The organism is Micromonospora sp. NPDC005194, from assembly GCF_040608335.1.
In the GTDB taxonomy this organism is placed as follows: domain Bacteria; phylum Actinomycetota; class Actinomycetes; order Mycobacteriales; family Micromonosporaceae; genus Micromonospora.
Map to the genome: position 1 here is coordinate 311,707 of NZ_JBEXIA010000001.1, position 18,396 is coordinate 330,102.

Consider the following 18,396-nt stretch of genomic DNA (forward strand, 5'->3'; position numbering starts at 1 on the left):
CCGCCGTGTCGACGGGCCCGCACCGGTCAGTCGACCAGGGCGGCGTAGACGAGCTGGCGCAGCTGGGAGCGCAGCGGGTACGTGCTCGACGGCATGAGCTGGGTGAACAGCAGCGCGGTGATCTCCTCGGCCGGGTCCACCCAGAACGCCGTGCTGGCGACCCCACCCCAGTAGTACTCGCCGACGCTGCTCGGCACCCGGCTCGGGATCGGGTCCTCGACCACCGCGAAGCCGAGACCGAAGCCGATCCCGTCGAGGGTGGTCTCGGCGAAGCCGCCGGTGGACAGGGTGCCCAGATCCTGCCCGCCGGGCAGGTGGTTGCGGGTCATGAAACGCACCGTGCGCGGCCCGAGCAGGCGTACGCCGTCCAGCTCGCCGCCGCGCAGCAGCATCTGCGTGAACCGGTGGTAGTCGGCGGCGCTGGAGATCAGGCCACCGCCACCGGAGAGCAGGCCGGGCTTGTGGTGCGCGAGCGTGCCGAGCCGGTCGTAGCGGACCGCCCGCCCGCTACGCGGATCCGGTGCGTAGAGCGCGGCCAGCCGCTCGGCCTCGTCGCCCTCGACCCACCAGCGGGTGTCCGTCATGCCCAGCGGGCCGAAGATCCGATCGGCGAAGAAGGCGTCCAGGCTCTGCCCGGAGACCACCTCGACCAGCCGGCCGAGCACGTCCGTGGCGACCGAGTAACCCCAGGCCGTGCCGGGCTGGAAGAGCAGAGGCAGCTCGCCGAAGGCCGCGCAGGCGGTGGCCAGGTCGACGTCCGCCGGCGGGTACAGGTCGTAGCCGGCCGCCCGGTAGAGCCCGTCGACCACCGAGGTCTGCATGAAGCCGTACGTCAGGCCGGCGGTGTGGGTGAGCAGGTGCCAGACCCGGATCGGCTCGGTCGCCGGCACGGTGTACGGCTTGAGCGCCGAGCCCTTCGAGTAGACCCGCAGGTCGGCGAACTCGGGCAGCCAGCGGCTGATCTCGTCGGTCAGCTCGAAGCGGCCCTCCTCCCACAGCATCATGGCGGCGACCGAGGTGACGGGCTTGGTCATCGAGTAGATCCGCCAGAGCGTGTCGGCTTCGACCGGGGCGCCCGACTCCCGATCTCGCAGGCCGTACGTCGAGGAGTGCGCCACCTCGCCGCGCCGGGTGACCACCACCTGCCAGCCGGCCAGCCGGCCGTCGTCGACGTACCCGCCGAAGTGCTCGTCGATCCGCGCCAGCCGCGCCGGGTCGAAGCCGATCTGATCGGGGTCCTTGCTCCGCGCCACACTCACGTCGCCGAACCTACTCGCCGGTACGCCCCCGCCGGAAGGGGCCGCCCCCACCGGGCCGTCCCGAGGCGTCGGTGGGCGGCACTAGCCTGGCCGGATGCCGGAGTTGACCGAGGACATGACCTTCCGCCACGAGGACTGGTACGCCGAGGAGCTGACCGACCGCCAGTTCGTGGCGTGCGAGTTCTTCGACGTGGACCTGACCGAGGCGGTCACCCGTGGTGCGGTCTTCACCGGCTGCACGTTCGGCAACGTGCAGTTCAACGCGTCCCGGCATCTCGACTCGGCGTTCACCCGCTGTGTCTTTCGGCGCTGCAACTTCTTCGAGGCCGAGTTCACCGGCTGCAAGCTGGTCGGGAGCAGCTTCGTCCAGTGCGAGCTTCGTCCGTTGCGGGTCGACGGCGGCGACTGGTCGTTCGTCGCGCTGCCCGGCGCGGACCTGCGCGCCGCCTGGCTGAGCGGCGTGCGGATGCGCGAGGCCGACCTCACCGGGGCCAACCTGACCGGCGCCACGGTGACCGGCGTCGACCTCTCCGGGGCACAGCTGCACAACTGCCGCCTCGGCGGCGCCGACCTGCGGCGCAGCGACCTCACCGCGTTGGATCCGACGTCGGTCGAACGGGCCGGCGCCATCGTGGACGCCGAGCAGGCCCTCGTCATTGCGCAGGCGCTCGGCTTCCGGATCGGCTGACGCGGGGTCGCTCCCGGTCGATCGATCGCGGGATCGCCGGCCGTCCCATACCGTCCCGATCCGGACTGGACACGCCAGCCTGTCCCGATTTAGCGTGTCGACCACGCCCGTGCAAACGTGAAGCGACCCACAGTGGACGGTCGATCCCGTCGCGTGCGGTGGTGGCCGGGCGGCGGACTGGAGGGGTCGGTGGCGGACGAGGACCGTACGCGGGCGGATTCGCGGGCCGGGGACGAGTCGACCGGCCGACCGCCGTCGCACCGGCCGCGGAGCGTCGCCCTCGGGCTGAACCACCGGGCGCTGCGCCGGCTCGCCCGCGCCCGACAGCGGCGGCTCTGGGCGCTGGAAGGGCTTGGCGCACTGGTCTGCCTCGTGCTGCTCGTCGCGTACGTCGGCACGCGGTCCGGCCCGGAGTCGGACGATGGTCCGGTCGGTGGCTCGGGTGGCGTGCCCGCCGGAGCCACCCGACCGTCCGCCCTTCCGGCCGCCGACGGGCACGCCACCGATGCCGGGCCGGCGCAGCCCGGTCTGCGCCCCCGGGAGCGGCCGCCCTCGCCCGAGCCGCCACCGTCGACGAGCGCGCCCGCCCCGCCGCCGAAGAAGCCGGGGGCGTCGCCGCTGTCGGTGAGCCGCGCCGAGGTGCCCGCCGAGGTCGACCTCACCGCCGTGGGCACCCGTGACTGGATGCACTGGGGGCTGCGCGGCGGCAACTCGACCGTTCGCAAGCGCGCCGGCTCCGGGGAGATCGTCGACGGTGGTGGGAAGGGCACCCGGGTCGGTTGGGACGGCAATCAGGAGGTCGTCCGCTGGTCCGACGGCGCACCCGAGCGGTCCGATCGCGGCAGTTCCAACGGCGTCTACACCTGTGGCGTGGGCAACGGGTTCACGCTGACGGTCGCCGGCAGCGGGGCGCCGCGCACCGTTCAGCTCTACGCCGGGATCTGGATGGCACGGGGTCGGCTGGACGCCCGGCTGTCCACCGGGGGGCCGGTCAGCACCGTACGCCTGGAGGATCCGTACACCAGCCAGAGCGCCCAGTTCACCATCCGCTTCGAGCTGCCGAAGAATGCCCGGTTGGTGCTGACCTGGACCGTCGAGAAGGTCTTCACCGAGCACTGCGGCAACGTCGGCCTCCAGGCCGTCGCGCTGCGCTGACCCGTCCACGTGGCGGGACAGTTTGTCCGTCGCCCTCGGTCGACAGCGACGTAACTTTCTGCTGTCCCCGTCTCACCTTCCACTGTGGAGGCAGCGCAGATGAGCAGCAGTACCGCCCACCGCGTCCGTCCCGCCGTCTTCTCCGGCGCCGATGAGCTGTCCGGCGAGGTGCTCCGCGACATTCCCCTGCCGCCGTACGTGACGGGCGAGGACGCCCAGTTCGCGGTGCGCGCGGTGGTGGTGCACGCGCCCCGGCGCTGGTCCGGCGGGGTGGTCTGCCGCAACGACGCCAGCCCGCACCCGTGCCGGCTGCACCGTTGGGGCACCCGGGTGCTGGCGCTGCGTGGATTGCGGGCCGCCGAGATCGCCGCGCTCATCGAGCGCGGCGACCCCGCGGCGGTGCCCCCCACACCGAACCGCCCGGCCTGACCCCGCAGTCAGGCCGGGCGGTTCCCGGCCCTCGGTCAGCAGGTGATCGGCTTGACCCAGGAGCACTCCACGCCCTCCGGCGTACGCGGCGTCTCCGGCACCGCGGGCGGCGCGACCCGTGCCGCGCTCGCGCCGTCGTCCCGATGGCCGGCCAGCGCCACGGCGATCTGGTCCTCCAGCGGCTTGACCGACGCCGTCAGGTAGTTGTTCAGCAGGATGGAGAACGCCAGCAGGTGGCCGTCCGCGCTGGTGACGTAGCCGGACAGCCCGGAGACGCCGGTGAGGCTGCCGGTCTTGGCGTGCACGTTGCCCGCCGCCGGGGTGCCGGCCATGCGGCTGCGCAGCGTGCCGCCGACGAACCGTTCCGGCTGCCCGGCGATGGGCAGCGCCGCGTACCAGGTGGGAAACCAGGGCTCGGCCCGGACGGCTGCCAGGAGGTCGACGAACTCCGCCGCCGGCACCAGATTGCGCCGGGACAGCCCCGAGCCGTCGCGCTGGCGCAGCGTTCCGGTGTCCATCCCGGTGTCGGCGACGTACTCGCTGATCGCGGTAAGACCGGCGGACCAGGTGCCGGCACCGGAGAGCACCCGGCCGATCTCCTTGGTCAGGACCTCGGCGTGCCCGTTGTTGGAGAGCTTGAGGAACGGCGTCATCAGCTCACCGAGGCTCATCGAGTCGTGTCGGGCCACCGGGTGGGCCGTCTCCGGGGTGGGCTGGCCGAGCACCGTCCGGCCGAGCACCCGTACGCCGTGCCGGTGCAGCGCCGCCCGGAAGACGTCGGCCGCGTAGCCGGTGGGCTCCCAGACGGTCACCCAGTCGCTGGCGGGCTCGTCGCCTACGGCGATCTGACCGGTCACCACGATCGTGTTGCCGCCGTGTTCGCGTTCGATGGAGATCGAGGTCTCGCCCTCGCTGACGGTCTCGGCGCGGTTGTCGATGCGGACGTAGCCGGTGGGCGGCGTGGTGCTGACCACCGGCCTGGCGCCGGCCCGGTCGGCCGGCGCGGCGTGCACGATCACGGTGCCCGCGTCGTAGTCGGTGTCCGGCGCGACGGTCAGCGCGGAGACCTGCGCCGCGTAGTAATAGGGCTCGTCGTCCCAGGTCCAGTCGGGGCCCAGCCGTGTGCGGTCGTAGCGGGTGTCGTCGGCGATCAGGTTGCCGGTCACGACCCGGACGCCGTCGGCGGCGACCTGCGCGGCCAGGGCGTCGTAGTCGGCCGCGAGCATTGTCGGATCACCGCCGCCGCGCAGGTACAGGTTGCCGGAGAGCAGACCGGCGCGGCGCTTGCCGGTGGTGTGGACGTCGGTGCTGAAGTGGTGCCCGGGGCCGAGCAGCTCCAGGGCGGCGGTCGAGGTCAGCAACTTGGTGTTGGAGGCCGGGACCAACCGCCGGTCGCCGTTGCGGTCGTAGAGCGTCTGCCCGGTGCTGGTGTCGACGACGACCACTGACGTCTGTGCGCCGGCCAGCCGACTGTCGGCGAGGATCGTGTCGATGGTGGCGCGCAGTCGGGTCGTCGCGGGGGTGGGCGACTCGGCGGTGGCGCCGGACGCGCCGACGGTGGCCGCGGTGACGGCCAGCGCGAGCAGCGCGACAGCGCGCGGAAAGAGACGGCGATGCATGCGTCGATGCTGTCACGAAGATAATCGCCAGAGAAGAGCCTCGGCCGAAGGTTATTGCCGCTCGCGTTTACCCGGTCGGCCGACCGACCTGTCGTGCCCGCCCCAGTAGTGCCGCTGCGCGCCCATCACCAGCGGCGCCACCAGCGCGGCGAGCGCCCCGCCGAGCAGCGGGAAGACGATGAACACCCAGAGCTGGCGCAGCGCGGTGCCGCCCTCGAAGACGGCCGGACCGAAGGCGCGGGCCGGGTTGACCGCGGCGCCGGTCAGCGTCACGCCGACCAGTTGGGTCGCCGCCAGGGCCAGGCCGATGGCCAGCCCCGCGACGCCCGGGTTCTCGCTGCGGCTCGTCACGACCAGGATGACCAGCACGAAGAGGAAGGTCAGCACGATCTCCAGCACGGCCGCGCCGCCCCGGTTGATGTGCGCGCCGTACCCGTTCGAGCCGAGCGCCCCGGTCTGGTCCGCCACGTCACCCCAGCGGGTCAGCGCCCAGAGCAGGAAGCCGGCCACTGTCGCGCCGGCGAACTGGGCGATCCAGTAGGCCACCGCGCCGATCACCGAGATCTTGCCGGACAGCAGCACGCCGAGCGTCACCGCCGGGTTGACGTGACTGCCGGAGAGCGGGCCGATCGTGTAGACGAGGGCCAGCATGACGAACCCGAAGGCCAGCGCGACGACCACCACGCCGCCCTGGACCCGGGCGGCGACGGCCGCGCCCACGCCGAAGAAGACCAGCAGCAGGGTGCCGAGGAACTCGGCAGCGGCGCGACGGGCATCATCCATTCACTCAGCGTATGGACAATTCGGGCGAACCGATGGGGGAATCGGCGCTGTGAGCAGGGCGACGACCCGCGGTGGGCACAGCGCAGCCGGACATCGCGTTACACAACGCGTGAACACCCACTCCGTCGACGTCGTGGTGATCGGCGCCGGTCAGGCGGGCCTGAGCGCCGCTCACCACCTGCGCCGCACCGGTTTCGCTCCCGGCGACGGCTTCGTCGTCCTCGATGGTGACGACGGCCCGGGTGGGGCCTGGCGGCACCGCTGGCCGACCCTGCGCCTGGAGCGTGTGCACGGCTTCCACGACCTGCCCGGGATGCCCTTCCCTCCCGCCGACCCCCAGCGCCCGGCCGCCGAAGCGGTCAGCGCCTACTTCGCCGCGTACGAGCGGGCCTTCGACCTGCCGGTCCGCCGGCCGGTGCGGATCCGTGCCGTGCGTTCCCGCCCGGACGGCCGACTCGACGTCGACGCCGGCCACGACAGGTGGACCGCGCGGGCCCTGATCAACGCGACCGGCACGTGGACCAGGCCCTTCTGGCCGTACTACCCGGGTCGCTCGTCGTTCGGCGGGCGACAGCTGCACACCGCCGACTACCAGGGGCCGGCGGAGTTCACCGGCCGCCGGGTGGTGGTGGTCGGAGGCGGCACCTCCGCGGTGCAGCTCCTCGCGGAGATCTCGACCGTCGCGGCCAGCACGACCTGGGTGACCCGCCGGCCACCGCAGTTCAGCGACGGCGAGTTCGGCCCGGAGCTGGGCCGGGCCGCCGTGGCCCGGGTGGACGCGGCGGTACGGGCCGGACGCCCGCCGGGCAGCGTCGTGGGTGTGACCGGGCTGCCGGTCACCCCCGAGATCCGCCGGCTGCGCGAGCGTGGTGTGCTCGATCGGCTACCCGTCTTCGACCGCATCACACCCGACGGGGTGGCCTGGGCCGACGGGCGTTTCGTCCCCGCCGACATCATCCTGTGGTGCACCGGTTTCCGCGCCGCGCTGGACCACCTGGCACCGCTCGGGCTGCGCGCTACGGGCGGCGGAATCGTCATGGACGGCACCCGCGTGGTCGCCGACGACCGGGTCCACCTGATCGGCTACGGCCCCTCGGCGAGCACCATCGGCGCCAACCGGGCGGGCCGCGCGGCAGTCAACGAGATCCGCTCGTTGCTCGCCCCCGCCCCCGTGCTCGACTGATCCGGCTCTATTTGACGGATCGCCCGGCAGCGGGCACCGTGGGCAGGGACGGGGCCCGTCAGCTGCCCCGATTCGATGCGACGGCGATGACCGTCCGTCCCTCCCGTCGCCTCCCACGCGTGCTCGTACGCGGGCCAACTGTCCGGTCTGCGCGACAACCGACCGCGAGCCGAGAATCCACGAGGAGTTCCGCCAATGCTCACCATGACCGACAACGCCGTGCTCGTCATCCGTGACCTCGCCAACCAGCAGGACGTGGCCGAGGACGGTGGTGTGCGGATCGCCGCCGACGCAGACGCCGGATCGCTCACCGTGGAACTGGTGCCCGAGCCGGAGCAGGGCGACCACGTCGTCGACAACCAGGGCGCCCGGATCTTCCTCGATCCGGACGCCGCCGAGCTGCTCGGCGACGCCTCGGTGGACGCCACCGTCGACGACGAGGGAATCATCCAGTTCGGTTTCACCGAGCGGCAGTAGCAGGTAAACCGGGCTGCGGTAGCACGTTCACGGCGGTTCTCACCGCAGCGATCGCCCTCGCTGCGGCGGGCCCGGCCGAGGGTTCCGCCCGGGCCCTGCGGCGTCGTCCGGTCGCACCAACGTGGCGAGCACGTGCGCCAGGTGGTGCGACGTGCTCCACGCCGTCCAGTTGGCGATCGACCCGGCGCCGGCGCCCCGACGGGCGCGGCGCAGCAACTCGTGGTCGCCCCAGGAGAACGCCGCTCCGGCGCTCGACCAGTGCGGCGCCGCCACCAGCGTGCGGCACAGGTCGGCGAAGCGGTCGTCGCCCCGGCCGCCACGGCGCGACCAGCGGTAGACCCACCAGCCGTCGTCGGCGGTGTACCGCACGGTGGGCGTCCGGTCGCCGGGGTCGCCGGGGTCGGAGCGCGCCGGACCGACGCCGTAGTCGCCGTAGTCCACCCCGACGTCGGCCAGCCGCTGCCAGAGCTGCCAGTCCCAGCGCTCCAGCCGGACCGGCTCGTCGGTGGGCAGCCGGGACAGCGTCGGCGGCATACCGCCGGCTGCCACCGTCGCCGAGCGCCAGGCGTGGCGGCGGGCCCAGTCCAGCAGCCGGCGTACCCGCGGCTCGGCCACCCGCACGTCCGCCGGGCAGCAGACGTCGCCCGCGTCCACCAGCAGGTCGCACTCCTCCGGCGCGAGGCCGGTGAGCCGCCAGATCCGCTCCACGGCGGTCGTGTCCGCGTCCGGCCCCGCCCGGTCCTGCGCGGCGCGCAGCCGGACCAGCGCCCGCCGTGCGTACGCCCGGGCCGCCGTGCCGTGCGCGACCAGCCGCCGGTCACTCTCCGCGAGCCCGATGACCGGCATCAGCGGTACGCCCCACCGGGCCAGCTCCGTGTCGGCCGAGTCGGGCAGGGTGGTGACGTCGACGGCCGGCAGCAGGCCGGACGGCAGGCGGCGCAGCGCGTCCCTGGTGGAGCGGTCGACGGCGCTGACCTCCAGGATCGGGGCGAGCAGCGGGGCGACCGCGGGGTCGAGGTGGTTCAACGCTTCCAGCTCACCACGTCGGCGGCTGGCGAGGATGGGGCGGTAGACCGGTTCCGCCGCCCGGCCCCCGTGGGCGGGCACCATACTTCAATCTAGTCAGGCATTCGCATGCGTCCACACGATCCGGGCCGAAAATCTGCTGCCTGGCTGTCGCTTCGGCGACTAAGCTCGCCCGATGTCCGCGTCACCCCACCGTTACCGCTCCGTGGACGAGGACAGCGCCCGCTGGGTCGGGTTCCCGTTCCGCGACGGCGACATCGTGATCAGCACCCGGTCCAAGAGCGGCACCACCTGGATGCAGATGATCTCCGCGCTGCTGGTGCTCGGCGCCGCGGAGCTGCCGGCGCCGCTGCCCGAGCTGTCGCCCTGGCTGGACTGGCTGGGCGAGCCGCGCGACGCGGTGTACCAGCGGCTGGCCTCCCAACCGCACCGCCGGTTCATCAAGACGCACACCCCGCTGGACGGGGTGCCGCTCGACCCTCGGGTGCACTACGTGGTGGTGGCGCGGCATCCGCTGGACATGGCGGTGTCCCTCTATCACCAGTCCGCCAACCTGAACCGGGTCCGGATGGCCGAGCTGACCGGCCAGCCCGTGCCGGCGGGACCGCCCCAGGCCCGTCCGTCGGTGCGGCAGTGGTTGCCGAGCTGGGTCGACCACGAGGTGGACCCGCGCGCCGAGCTGGACTCGCTGCCCGGGGTTCTCTGGCACCTGAGCGACGCCTGGGCCCGCCGACACGAGCCGAACGTCGAGCTGGTGCACTACGACGACCTCCAGGCCGACCTGGGTGCCCAGATGCGCCGGCTGGCCGACCGGTGGGGGGTCCCGGTGTCCGCCGAGCGCTGGCCGGCGCTGGTCGAGGCGGCCACGTTCGGCCGGATGCGGGAACGTGCCGACCAGCTCGCCCCGGACCTGCTGGGCGTGCTGCGGGACCGCCGGGCGTTCTTCCGTCAGGGTGGCTCGGGGCAGGGGCGCAGCCTGCTGGACGCGGCCGGTCTGGCCCGCTACGAGGAACGGGCGAGGGCCCTGGCCCCGCCCGACCTGCTCGCCTGGCTGCACCGCGACGCCTGAGGGTGCGCAGACGAGCGCGCGGCGCCGCCTCGACCGTGGTCGGAACGTCGCCGCGCTCTGGCCGTCTCCCACCACCGCAGCCGTTCGGCGGTACGCCAGCGGGGACCTGGCTCGACCGGCCGCTCGCGCCGGTCAGCGTTGTCGATCCCCGGTCGGGGCGGATCCAAACCTGCCGACCGTGGGGAATTCCACCATCTGCCAGTCCCGGCGTGACGCGCGACCGAACGGGGTATGAGCGGGCCATGGAGCATTTCACGATCGCGACCGTCGCCGAGAAGAGCCCGGACTTCCGGCGGGTGCTGTGGACCGGCGAGCACACCCAGCTGGTGATCATGACCATTCCGCCGGGCGGGGAGATCGGCGAGGAGGTGCACGAGGGGATCGACCAGATCCTGACCTTCGTCAGCGGGACGGGCGAGGCCCGGGTCGCCGGTGCGAAGCGGGAGGTCGTCGCGGGCGACCTGGTCGTCGTGCCGTCCGGGACGAAGCACAACTTCGTCAACACCGGCCCGAACCCGCTGGTGCTCTACACCGTCTACGGCCCTCCGGAGCACGCCGACCAGGCCGTGCACCACACCAAGGAGGAGGCCGACAAGGCCGAGGCAGCCGGCGAGGACGAGCCTCCGACGTCGTGACGGCGGCGGCCTGAACCGGGCCGATCCGGGTACGCGCGGCGGGTGACGCAGCCGGCGATCTCCGACTACGGGTTCCTCTCGGACTCCCGTTCCGGCGCGCTGGTGGGGATCGACGGCTCGATCGACTGGTGGTGCCCGCACCGGTTCGACGGCGCCTCGGTCTTCGGGCGGCTGCTCGACCCGCGCGCCGGGCACTTCCGGTTGGCGCCGGTCGGCGCCGGTGGCCCCGGCTTTCGGGTGGAGCGCTCGTACCGGCCGGACACGCTTGTGTTGCGCAGGGTGCACCACACGCCGCAGGGCAGCGTGGCGGTCACCGACGCGCTCGCCGCCGAGACCGGCGCGCGCGCCCACGATGTGGGGATGAACTCGCCAGCCGTGCTCATCCGGGTGGTCGAGGGCCTGTCCGGGCGGGTCCGGATGGAGCTGGACTTCGCGCCCCGTCCGGAGTATGGGCTGCTCACCCCGTACCTGCACGAGCAGCCGGGCGGCGGGGTGCGGGCCGACGCCGGCCCGGTGGTGCTGGTGCTGCGCGCCGGCGACCTGCCGCTGCGGGCGGGCCGGGACCGGGTCACCGAGGAGTTCGAGGTCTCCGCCGGTCAGGTGATCGGGATGGACGTGGCCTTCGGAGAGGCGTACGGAGCCCCGCCGCCCCGGATGGACCCGCTGGTCGCCCTCGCCGAGACGACGCGGGCGTGGGAGGCGTACCGGGAGACGCACCGGTACGACGGCCGGTACCCCGAGCTGGTCCGGCACAGCGCGACAGTGCTGACCGGTCTGACGTACGCCCGCAGCGGCGCGGTGGCCGCGGCGCTGACCAGCTCGTTGCCGGAGCAGATCGGCGGCGACCGCAACTACGACTACCGCTACTCCTGGTTGCGGGACTTCTCACTGACCATGCGCGCGCTCTGGGTGGCGGCCTGCCCGGACGAGGCGTCGCGGTTGTTCGCCTGGGCGGCCCGGTCGATCGGCCGGTTCGGCGACGAACCGGTTCCGGTCCTCTTCGGGTTGGAGGGCGAACGTGACCTCTCCGAGCACCACTGCGACCACCTGCGCGGATACCGCGACAGCCGCCCGGTGCGGGTCGGCAACGACGCCTGGCGGCAGCGGCAGCTCGACGTACCGGGTGAGGTGCTGTCGGCGGTGTGGAGGCTGCGCGACTACCTCGGCGCCCCATTCGAGGAGGAGCTGCGGGAGATGGTGCTCGGGCTGACCGAGCAGGTGGCCGCGACGTGGCACCTGCCGGACCGGGGGATGTGGGAGACCCGGGACGAGGAGCGGCACTACCTCTCCTCCAAGGTCTCCTGCTGGCTGGCCATGGATCGGGCAGTGGGGCTCGCCGACCGGCTCGGTGAACGGGCCGACCCACGGCGCTGGGCCGGCGTCCGGGACGAGATCCGCGCGGCGGTGCTGCGCGAGGGCTGGAACGACCGGATCGGGGCGTTCACCGGTGCGTTCGGGTCGCCGGAGCTGGACGCCTCGGTGCTCACTCTGCCGATGGCGTACTTCCTGCCGGCGACCGATCCCCGGATGCGGTCGACCATCACGATTGTGGAGCGGGAGCTGGGCACCGACGACGGGCTGCTCCGGCGGTGGACGACCGACCCGGCCGGGTTCCTGCTGTGCTCGTTCTGGCTGGTGGAGTGCCTGGTGATGGCGGGTGAGACGCGTCGGGCCGAGGAGCTGTTCGAGCGCGTGGTGGGTCACGCGAACGACGTGGGTCTGTTCAGCGAGCAGATCGACCTGACCACAGGTGCGCAGCTCGGCAACACGCCGCAGGCGCTGTCCCACATCGGGCTCATCAACGCGGCCTGGCGGCTGACCGAGCCGAACAGCTTCTGATCGGCCCGCCGGAATCCTGCAACAGACCTGCAAGCGCCAGCCATTGACGCTGATGCGTGCGCAGTCCTAGCCTCGAAGAGACGGGAAAGCCCTTTCCCACGGCTTTCATCCCGCTTCACCCCGCTGTCGGAGCCGGGCATCCGACGGGGCACACCGATCCCCGCTTTCGAGGCAGCGCGCCGTGCCGGCACGTCCCCGCGCGGCCAGATCCAGGGATCGCCACCACACGCGTCAAGGAGGACAACCGTGCACAAGAGACGACACCCCGGCCGACGACCACTGGTGCTGGCGGTGGGCGCCGGCGTGACGGCGGCGGCGCTCACCGTCGGCATGACCTCGGCCTTCGCGGCCACCATCTTCACCGACACCTTCAACGACGGCGACGCCTCCGGCTGGTCCAAGTCCGGCGGCACCTGGGCGGTCGACGGCTCGGGCGTGCTCAACCAGTCGAACGCCGGCAGCGAGCTGGCCCGGCAGTTCGCCGGTCAGACCAGCTGGACCGACTACTCCGTACAGGCCCGCGTCCGGCCGGCGAGCTTCGGCTCGTCCAGCGCCCTGGTCGGCCTGGCCGCCCGGTCCACCAGCAGCACCAAGATGTACCGACTGGCCCTGCTCGGCTCCGGCCGGGCCGAGTTGCAGGCCGTCAACGGCAGCAGCATCACCGCGATCGGCTCCGCGTCGCTCGGCGTCGCCGCCGGCACCTGGTACACCCTGCGCATCGAGGCGAGCGGCAGCACCATCCGCGGCTTCGTCAACGGCACCCAGATCGCCTCCGGCAGCAACAGCCTGGCCAGCGCGGGCCGGATCGGCCTGGTCACCGCGTACGCCAGCGGTGGCTTCGACGACGTGGTGGTCGACTCGTCCGGCGGCGGCACCCCGACCACGCCACCGGCGACCACCGCACCGCCGAGCACGCCGCCGCCCACCACGTCGGGCCCGACCACCCCACCGCCCGCGGGTTGGCCGACGCCCACCAGCAGCCAGAAGGTGGACGCGACGATCGGAGTCACCGGCACCTTCGACGGCGGGCTCAAGCGCTACTACGGCATCGGCGACGGCGGGCAGAGCGAGAGCCAGGACCCGATGTTCGAGCTGGCCGCCGGCGCCACCCTGCGTAACGTGATCATCGGTGCGCCGGCCGGCGACGGCGTGCACTGCGAGGGCGACTGCACCCTCGTCAACGTCTGGTGGGAGGACGTGGGCGAGGACGCCGCGACCTTCCGCGGCGGCAGCACGTACACCGTCGACGGCGGTGGCGCCCGGTCCGCCAGCGACAAGGTCTTCCAGCACAACGGCCCGGGCACCGTCTACATCAAGAACTTCCGGGTGGAGAACGCCGGGAAGCTCTACCGGGCCTGCGGCAACTGCTCCACGTCGTACCAGCGGCACGTCGTGATCGACAACGTGGTCGTCCGGGACACCGACGCGATCGCCGGCATCAACACCAACTGGGGCGACACCGCCCGGTTCAGCCGGATCACCATCGTCGGCGACACGGACCGGGAGACCTCGATCTGCGTCAAGTACAAGGGCGTACCCAAGGGCAGCGAGCCGACCAAGATCGGCGAGGGCGCCGACGGCGTCAACTGCTTCTACACGCCGTCCGACATCACCTACCAGTAGGCCCGGCCGCCGGCACCCCACCCTCGGTGGGGTGCCGGCTCAGGCCAGCACGGGTACGCCGGAGACGTCGACCGTCTCCGGATACTTCAGCCCCGCGCCGGTGTTGAGCACCACCACCCGTTCCCCGGCGCGGATCCAGCCACCGGCGCGTAGCTGCCGCGCCGCGGTCAGGCAGGCCGCTCCCTCCGGGCAGAGCAGCAAACCCTCGCGGGCGGCGAAGTCCCGCAGGTCGGCCAGGATCTCCGCGTCGTCGACGGCGACCGCGGTGCCGGCGGACGCCCGCAGCGCGGCCAGGATCAGCTCGTCACCCAACGGGGACGGCACGGTGATGCCGAACGCCACCGTGTGCGCGTCCTCCCACGGCTGGGCCCGGGACTCACCGGCGGCGAAGGCCCGCACGATCGGCGCGCAGCCGGTCGACTGCACCGCCACCAGCCGGGGCAGCTTGTCGCCGACCCAGCCCAGCTCGCGCATCTCGTGCAGCGCCTTGTGGATGCCGATCAGGCCGACCCCGCCACCCGTCGGATAGATGATCACGTCGGGCACCTGCCAGCCGAGCTGCTCGACGATCTCGTACCCCATCGTCTTCTTGCCCTCCAGGCGGTAGGGCTCGCGCAGCGTGCCGGCGTCGAAGATCGCCCCGTCGGACTCGGCGATCAACTCGGCCACCCGGCGGCCCGCGTCGCTGATCAGCCCGTCCACCAGACGCAGATCGGCTCCGGCGGCCACGCACTCGCGCCGGCAGATGGTCGGCGCCGCCAGCGGCATCACGATGGTGGCGCCCATCCCGGCACGTGCCGCGTACGTCGCCCACGCCGAACCGGCGTTGCCGTTGGTGGGCATCGCGATCCGCTCGACGCCCAACTCGCGAGCCCGACTCACGCCGACCGCGGCGCCGCGCGCCTTGAACGAGCCGGTCGGGATCAACCCCTCGTCCTTGACCATCAGGTCCGCGATGCCGATCTCGGCACCGTACGACGGGGCACGCAGCAGCGGCGTCCAGCCCTCACCGAGCGTGGTGACGTGCCGGGGATCGGCGACGGGCAGCAGCTCCCGGTACCGCCAGAGGTCGGCCGGGCGCAGCGGGAAGCGTTCCGGGGTGACCGCCTTCGCCACCGCCGGCAGGTCGTAGCGGGCCAGCAGCGGCGAGCCGCACTCGCAGAGGTTCTGCAGCTTGTCGGCGGCGTACTCCAGGCCGCAGCGTGGGCAGTCCAGATGGGTCAGGTACACGTCGCTCCTCGCCGTCAGGCCGCGTCGATGCTCAGCCACCGTCGGCTGCGCCGGCCCGGCTCGTACGCCGAGTCCAGCCGCTTGGCGACCACACCCGGCAGCCCCTGCTCCCGCCCGGTGCGCAGGGCCTCGTCGCCGGCACCGGGAAACCACGGCGGAGTCTGCCAGTGCGTACCGGTCAACGCCAGCCCATCGAGCAGTTCCCGGCGTTGCGCGTACGGGACGTTGACGCTGCTCACGCCCTCCAGCCACAGCAGGTCGACGAGCAGGAACTGGGCGCCGGCCGGGACCCGGCCACCGCTGGCCGGGCGGGCGGGACGCACCCGGCCCGAGCCGTCGATGCGGACGAGCACGCCGTCGAGCACCGCCTCGGTGGGCGCCAGCGCCTCGGCCATCGCGCGCAGCCACGGGTAACCGCCGGTGATCTCCTCGTCGGTCTCGGAGAGCAGCCGCAACCGCCCGCCGGAGACGTACGCCATCGCACGGACTCCGTCCCAGCGCAACTCGTATCCCCATTCGGCGCGGTCGCGGGGCAGCCGGGCGGCGGGCGTGGCGTGCATCGGGCGGACCAGCTCGGGCATCGGCGTCCAACCCGGCGGCGCGGGATCGGTACGGCGGATCATCCAGTCCCGGCCGCCGGTGGCGAACAGCGCGTAGCGGCCGGCGGTGCGGTCACCGGAGAGGCTCACGATGACCTCGTCGTCGCGCCACTTCTCGCAGCGGTACGTGCCCCGGTCGTGGATGACCATCCGGCCGCCCCCGTACTCGCCGGCGGGGATCTCGCCGGAGAAGTCGAGGTACTCCATCGGGTGGTCCTCGGTGTGCACGGCGAGGTGGTTGCGGCCCGGATCGCGGGGCAGACCGCGCGGCACGGCCCAGGACGCGAGCACCCCCTCGTGCTCCAGTCGCAGGTCCCAGTGCAGGCTGCGGGCGTGGTGCTGCTGGATGACGAAGCGGCCCGCGCCCTCGTCGGGCCCGGTCGCCGTGGGGGCGCGTTCCGGCACCGGCTCGGGCGTACGGGCCGCGTCCCGCCGGCGTCGGTACTCCTCCAGCCGGTCCGTCACACCCGCATTCTCCGGCAAACCGGGCCAATGCGCTGGTCGCCGGAGTGTCCGGTTCGCTCGGCGTCCGGGGGCGCGGCGGGGTAGAACGGACCTCATGGACCTCAGCGATCAGCCCACCGCCCTGCTCCCGGGTGACGTGCGGATCCCCCTGCTCGGCTTCGGCACCTGGCAGGCCACCGGCCAGGCGGGCTACGACGCCGTGCTGGCCGCGCTCGACACCGGCTACCGGCACCTCGACACCGCGACCATGTACGGCAACGAGCGGGAGGTCGGCCGAGCGGTCCAGGAGAGCGGGCTGCGTCGCGAGGACATCTTCATCACCACCAAGCTCCCGCCCGACCGGACGGGCCGGGAGCGCGAGACGTTGGAGGCCAGCCTGGAGGCGCTCGGCGTCGACCAGGTGGACCTCTGGTTGATCCACTGGCCGCCGTCCGCCAGTGCCAGCATCCCGATGTGGCGGGAGTTGCTGGCCGCCCGGGACGAGAACCTGACCCGTGCCGTCGGGGTCAGCAACTACAGCACGGGCGACATCGACGAGTTGATCCAGTCGACGGAGGAGAGCCCGGCGGTCAACCAGATCCGGTGGAGCCCCGCGCTGTACGACCGGCAGCGGCACGCCGAGCACCGGGACCGGGGCGTGGTGCTGGAGGGGTACAGCCCCTTCAAGAACAGCGACCTCAGCGATCCGGTGCTGACCAGGATCGCCGCGGCGCACGGCGTCTCCCCGGCTCAGGTGGTGCTGCGCTGGCACATCGACCACGAGATCGTGGTGATCCCGAAGTCGGTGACCCCGGAGCGGATCAGCGCCAACTTCGACGTCTTCCACTTCTCGTTGACGGCGGAGGAGATGCGCGACATCGACGCGCTCGGCGACGCCTGAATCGGCGGATTCCTTCAAGACGCGGCCCGGCCGTGAAGGGTATCGACATCGATGCTCATGACGGTATAGCGTGCCGTCATCACGCTCGTCGATGCGTGTGAACCCGTCGCCGCTGGAGGACCGCCATAGCCCGATCCCCGTCCGTCCGTCTGCGCCGTCGTGGGGTGCTCGGCATCCCCGCGCTGGTGGCCGCCGCCCTCACCGTCGTGGTCCGGCCCGCCCCGGCGAGCGCCGCGCCGAAGGCCGAGTGCCTGGCCGACCTGCTCCGGGACTCCTGATGGCCACGATCGGGTGGCTCGTGGACGTGCTGCGCGGCGCCGGGGTCCAGGTCGTCGTCGAGGGGGACTGGCTCAACCGGATGCGGCCCGGCTCCTTCGACCCGATCGGGGTGCTCTGGCACCACACCGCCTCGACCTCCAGCGCCAGCAACCCGCACCCCGCGCTCGGCATCTGCATCAACGGCCGCTCCGATCTGGCCGGCCCGCTCTGTCAGGCGCTCGTCGACTACAACGGCGTCTTCCACGTCATCTCTGCCGGCCGCTGCAACCACGCCGGGGTCAGCGGTGGCAGTGGACCCATCCCCGCCGGTGACGGCAACACCCTGATGATCGGGTGGGAGATCGACTACAACGGCGTCGACCAGGAGATGACCGCCGCGCAGTACAGCGCGTCGATCGCCGCGACCGCCGCCGTGCTCACCCGCCTCGGCCGGGACAGCAGCTACGCCCGCGGGCACCGGGAGACCAGCACAACCGGCAAGATCGACCCGTCCTTCATCGACCTGAACGTGATGCGCGCCGACGTCGCCGCGAGGATGGCCGGCGGCGGAACGGCGTGGTCCTCCACGGTGGACAACACGACCTCCGGTCGGTTCACCGCCAGCGCCAACTGGGGTGTGTCGACGTTCTCCAGCCAGCGGTACGGCGCCGACTACCGCTACGCCGACCCGGTCGCGGCCAGCGATCCGGCCTGGTACCGGTTCAACGTGCCGGCGACCGGCACCTACCGGGTCGAGGCCTGGTGGCCGACGAACAGCGGCTACAACAGCGCCACCCCGTACATCGTCGCCACCACCACCGGCAACCGGACGGTGTACGTGGACCAGCGGGTGACCGGCGGGCAGTGGCGCGTCCTCGGCACGTTCACCCTGCCGGCAGGCGACGCCAACCGGGTGGCGGTGAGCCGCTGGAGCAACGCGGCGGGCCTGGTCATCGCCGACGCCGTACGCCTCACCCGCGTCTGACCTCTCTCGCCTCGCCTTGACGCGCCCGCCTCGGCTTGATCGACTCGACTTCCCGGAAGTCGGGGTGTCCCACGTGCGAGGATGCCCCGACTTCAAGGAACCCGAGTGGATCTCCTGCGTGGTGGGGGCGCGACCGCATTGTGGCGCCCCCACCACACTTTATGGGCGGGTGGCGGTGGGGGCGTTGAGCGAGA

The 18,396-nt window shown here is 72.6% G+C and carries 17 protein-coding genes; 11 read left to right on the forward strand and 6 right to left on the reverse strand.

Annotation, left to right across the window (positions count from 1 at the left end):
• Positions 1–26 precede the first annotated feature (26 nt).
• Positions 27–1,259, reverse strand: coding sequence for a serine hydrolase domain-containing protein (locus ABZU53_RS01485; RefSeq protein WP_354855836.1), 1,233 nt, complete (start codon positions 1,257–1,259; stop codon positions 27–29).
• 94 nt (positions 1,260–1,353) lie between these two features.
• On the opposite strand from ABZU53_RS01485, the gene ABZU53_RS01490 reads away from it, so the two are divergent.
• The 3 genes from ABZU53_RS01490 (at position 1,354) to ABZU53_RS01500 (ending at position 3,531) form a co-directional block, all read left to right on the forward strand.
• Positions 1,354–1,947 carry a pentapeptide repeat-containing protein gene (locus ABZU53_RS01490; RefSeq protein ID WP_354855835.1) on the forward strand — a complete coding sequence of 198 codons (594 nt, stop codon included), beginning with the start codon at positions 1,354–1,356 and terminating at the stop codon, positions 1,945–1,947.
• A gap of 189 nt (positions 1,948–2,136) precedes the next feature.
• A complete protein-coding gene (locus ABZU53_RS01495; protein ID WP_354855834.1) occupies positions 2,137–3,102 on the forward strand; it encodes a hypothetical protein in 966 nt (321 codons plus the stop codon).
• A gap of 99 nt (positions 3,103–3,201) precedes the next feature.
• Positions 3,202–3,531, forward strand: a complete 330-nt coding sequence (locus ABZU53_RS01500) for a hypothetical protein (RefSeq protein ID WP_355063189.1) — start codon at positions 3,202–3,204, stop codon at positions 3,529–3,531.
• A 35-nt stretch (positions 3,532–3,566) separates the two neighbouring features.
• On the opposite strand, the gene dacB is transcribed toward ABZU53_RS01500, so the two are convergent.
• Both dacB and ABZU53_RS01510 read right to left on the reverse strand, forming a co-directional pair.
• The gene (dacB, locus tag ABZU53_RS01505; protein WP_354855832.1) at positions 3,567–5,150 is read right to left on the reverse strand and encodes a D-alanyl-D-alanine carboxypeptidase/D-alanyl-D-alanine-endopeptidase; all 1,584 of its coding nucleotides are present in this window, start codon (positions 5,148–5,150) and stop codon (positions 3,567–3,569) included.
• A gap of 51 nt (positions 5,151–5,201) precedes the next feature.
• Positions 5,202–5,933 (reverse strand): aquaporin, encoded by a 732-nt coding sequence (locus ABZU53_RS01510; protein WP_354855831.1) that lies wholly within the window; start codon positions 5,931–5,933, stop codon positions 5,202–5,204.
• 109 nt (positions 5,934–6,042) lie between these two features.
• Here ABZU53_RS01510 and ABZU53_RS01515 point away from each other — a divergent pair, with 109 nt between their 5' ends.
• Together ABZU53_RS01515 and ABZU53_RS01520 are read left to right on the forward strand one after the other, a co-directional pair.
• On the forward strand, positions 6,043–7,116 hold the full coding sequence (locus ABZU53_RS01515; protein ID WP_355063191.1) for an NAD(P)-binding domain-containing protein: 1,074 nt from the start codon (positions 6,043–6,045) through the stop codon (positions 7,114–7,116).
• Positions 7,117–7,311: 195 nt separating this feature from the next.
• The gene (locus tag ABZU53_RS01520; protein ID WP_354855829.1) at positions 7,312–7,593 is read left to right on the forward strand and encodes an adhesin; all 282 of its coding nucleotides are present in this window, start codon (positions 7,312–7,314) and stop codon (positions 7,591–7,593) included.
• Positions 7,594–7,632: 39 nt separating this feature from the next.
• Here ABZU53_RS01520 and ABZU53_RS01525 read toward each other — a convergent pair whose 3' ends face one another.
• A complete protein-coding gene (locus ABZU53_RS01525) occupies positions 7,633–8,703 on the reverse strand; it encodes a hypothetical protein (protein WP_355063193.1) in 1,071 nt (356 codons plus the stop codon).
• Positions 8,704–8,794: 91 nt separating this feature from the next.
• Between ABZU53_RS01525 and ABZU53_RS01530 the strand changes: the two genes are divergently transcribed.
• The 4 genes from ABZU53_RS01530 (at position 8,795) to ABZU53_RS01545 (ending at position 13,785) form a co-directional block, all read left to right on the forward strand.
• Positions 8,795–9,688, forward strand: coding sequence for a sulfotransferase domain-containing protein (locus ABZU53_RS01530; protein WP_355063195.1), 894 nt, complete (start codon positions 8,795–8,797; stop codon positions 9,686–9,688).
• Between the two features lie 242 nt (positions 9,689–9,930).
• Entirely contained in the window at positions 9,931–10,323 is a 393-nt protein-coding gene (locus tag ABZU53_RS01535; protein ID WP_354855826.1) for a cupin domain-containing protein, read from the forward strand.
• A gap of 42 nt (positions 10,324–10,365) precedes the next feature.
• The gene (locus ABZU53_RS01540) at positions 10,366–12,162 is read left to right on the forward strand and encodes a glycoside hydrolase family 15 protein (protein WP_355063197.1); all 1,797 of its coding nucleotides are present in this window, start codon (positions 10,366–10,368) and stop codon (positions 12,160–12,162) included.
• A gap of 246 nt (positions 12,163–12,408) precedes the next feature.
• Positions 12,409–13,785: a pectate lyase gene (locus tag ABZU53_RS01545; protein ID WP_355063199.1), complete on the forward strand. Its 1,377-nt coding sequence runs from the start codon at positions 12,409–12,411 to the stop codon at positions 13,783–13,785.
• Positions 13,786–13,824: 39 nt separating this feature from the next.
• Here the strand turns inward: ABZU53_RS01545 and ABZU53_RS01550 are convergent, their stop codons facing one another.
• Together ABZU53_RS01550 and ABZU53_RS01555 are read right to left on the reverse strand one after the other, a co-directional pair.
• On the reverse strand, positions 13,825–15,015 hold the full coding sequence (locus tag ABZU53_RS01550) for a threonine synthase (RefSeq protein ID WP_355063201.1): 1,191 nt from the start codon (positions 15,013–15,015) through the stop codon (positions 13,825–13,827).
• 14 nt (positions 15,016–15,029) lie between these two features.
• Complete coding sequence (locus ABZU53_RS01555) at positions 15,030–16,079, reverse strand: DNA polymerase ligase N-terminal domain-containing protein (protein ID WP_354863249.1); 1,050 nt, start codon at positions 16,077–16,079, stop codon at positions 15,030–15,032.
• A 94-nt stretch (positions 16,080–16,173) separates the two neighbouring features.
• Between ABZU53_RS01555 and ABZU53_RS01560 the strand changes: the two genes are divergently transcribed.
• The gene (locus ABZU53_RS01560) at positions 16,174–16,959 is read left to right on the forward strand and encodes an aldo/keto reductase (RefSeq protein WP_354863250.1); all 786 of its coding nucleotides are present in this window, start codon (positions 16,174–16,176) and stop codon (positions 16,957–16,959) included.
• Positions 16,960–17,236: 277 nt separating this feature from the next.
• A complete protein-coding gene (locus ABZU53_RS01565) occupies positions 17,237–18,202 on the forward strand; it encodes an N-acetylmuramoyl-L-alanine amidase (protein ID WP_355063203.1) in 966 nt (321 codons plus the stop codon).
• The last annotated feature ends 194 nt before the right edge of the window (positions 18,203–18,396 follow it).

Bases quoted from the DNA above. Each gene is read 5' to 3' on its own strand.
- ABZU53_RS01530 (WP_355063195.1), top strand. From the start codon at position 8,795: ATGTCCGCGTCACCCCACCGTTACCGCTCCGTGGACGAGGACAGCGCC.
- ABZU53_RS01520 (WP_354855829.1), top strand. From the start codon at position 7,312: ATGCTCACCATGACCGACAACGCCGTGCTCGTCATCCGTGACCTCGCC.
- ABZU53_RS01490 (WP_354855835.1), top strand. From the start codon at position 1,354: ATGCCGGAGTTGACCGAGGACATGACCTTCCGCCACGAGGACTGGTAC.
- ABZU53_RS01500 (WP_355063189.1), top strand. From the start codon at position 3,202: ATGAGCAGCAGTACCGCCCACCGCGTCCGTCCCGCCGTCTTCTCCGGC.
- ABZU53_RS01565 (WP_355063203.1), top strand. From the start codon at position 17,237: ATGGCCACGATCGGGTGGCTCGTGGACGTGCTGCGCGGCGCCGGGGTC.
- ABZU53_RS01535 (WP_354855826.1), top strand. From the start codon at position 9,931: ATGGAGCATTTCACGATCGCGACCGTCGCCGAGAAGAGCCCGGACTTC.
- ABZU53_RS01525 (WP_355063193.1), bottom strand. From the start codon at position 8,703: ATGGTGCCCGCCCACGGGGGCCGGGCGGCGGAACCGGTCTACCGCCCC.
- ABZU53_RS01560 (WP_354863250.1), top strand. From the start codon at position 16,174: ATGGACCTCAGCGATCAGCCCACCGCCCTGCTCCCGGGTGACGTGCGG.
- ABZU53_RS01510 (WP_354855831.1), bottom strand. From the start codon at position 5,933: ATGGATGATGCCCGTCGCGCCGCTGCCGAGTTCCTCGGCACCCTGCTG.
- dacB (WP_354855832.1), bottom strand. From the start codon at position 5,150: ATGCATCGCCGTCTCTTTCCGCGCGCTGTCGCGCTGCTCGCGCTGGCC.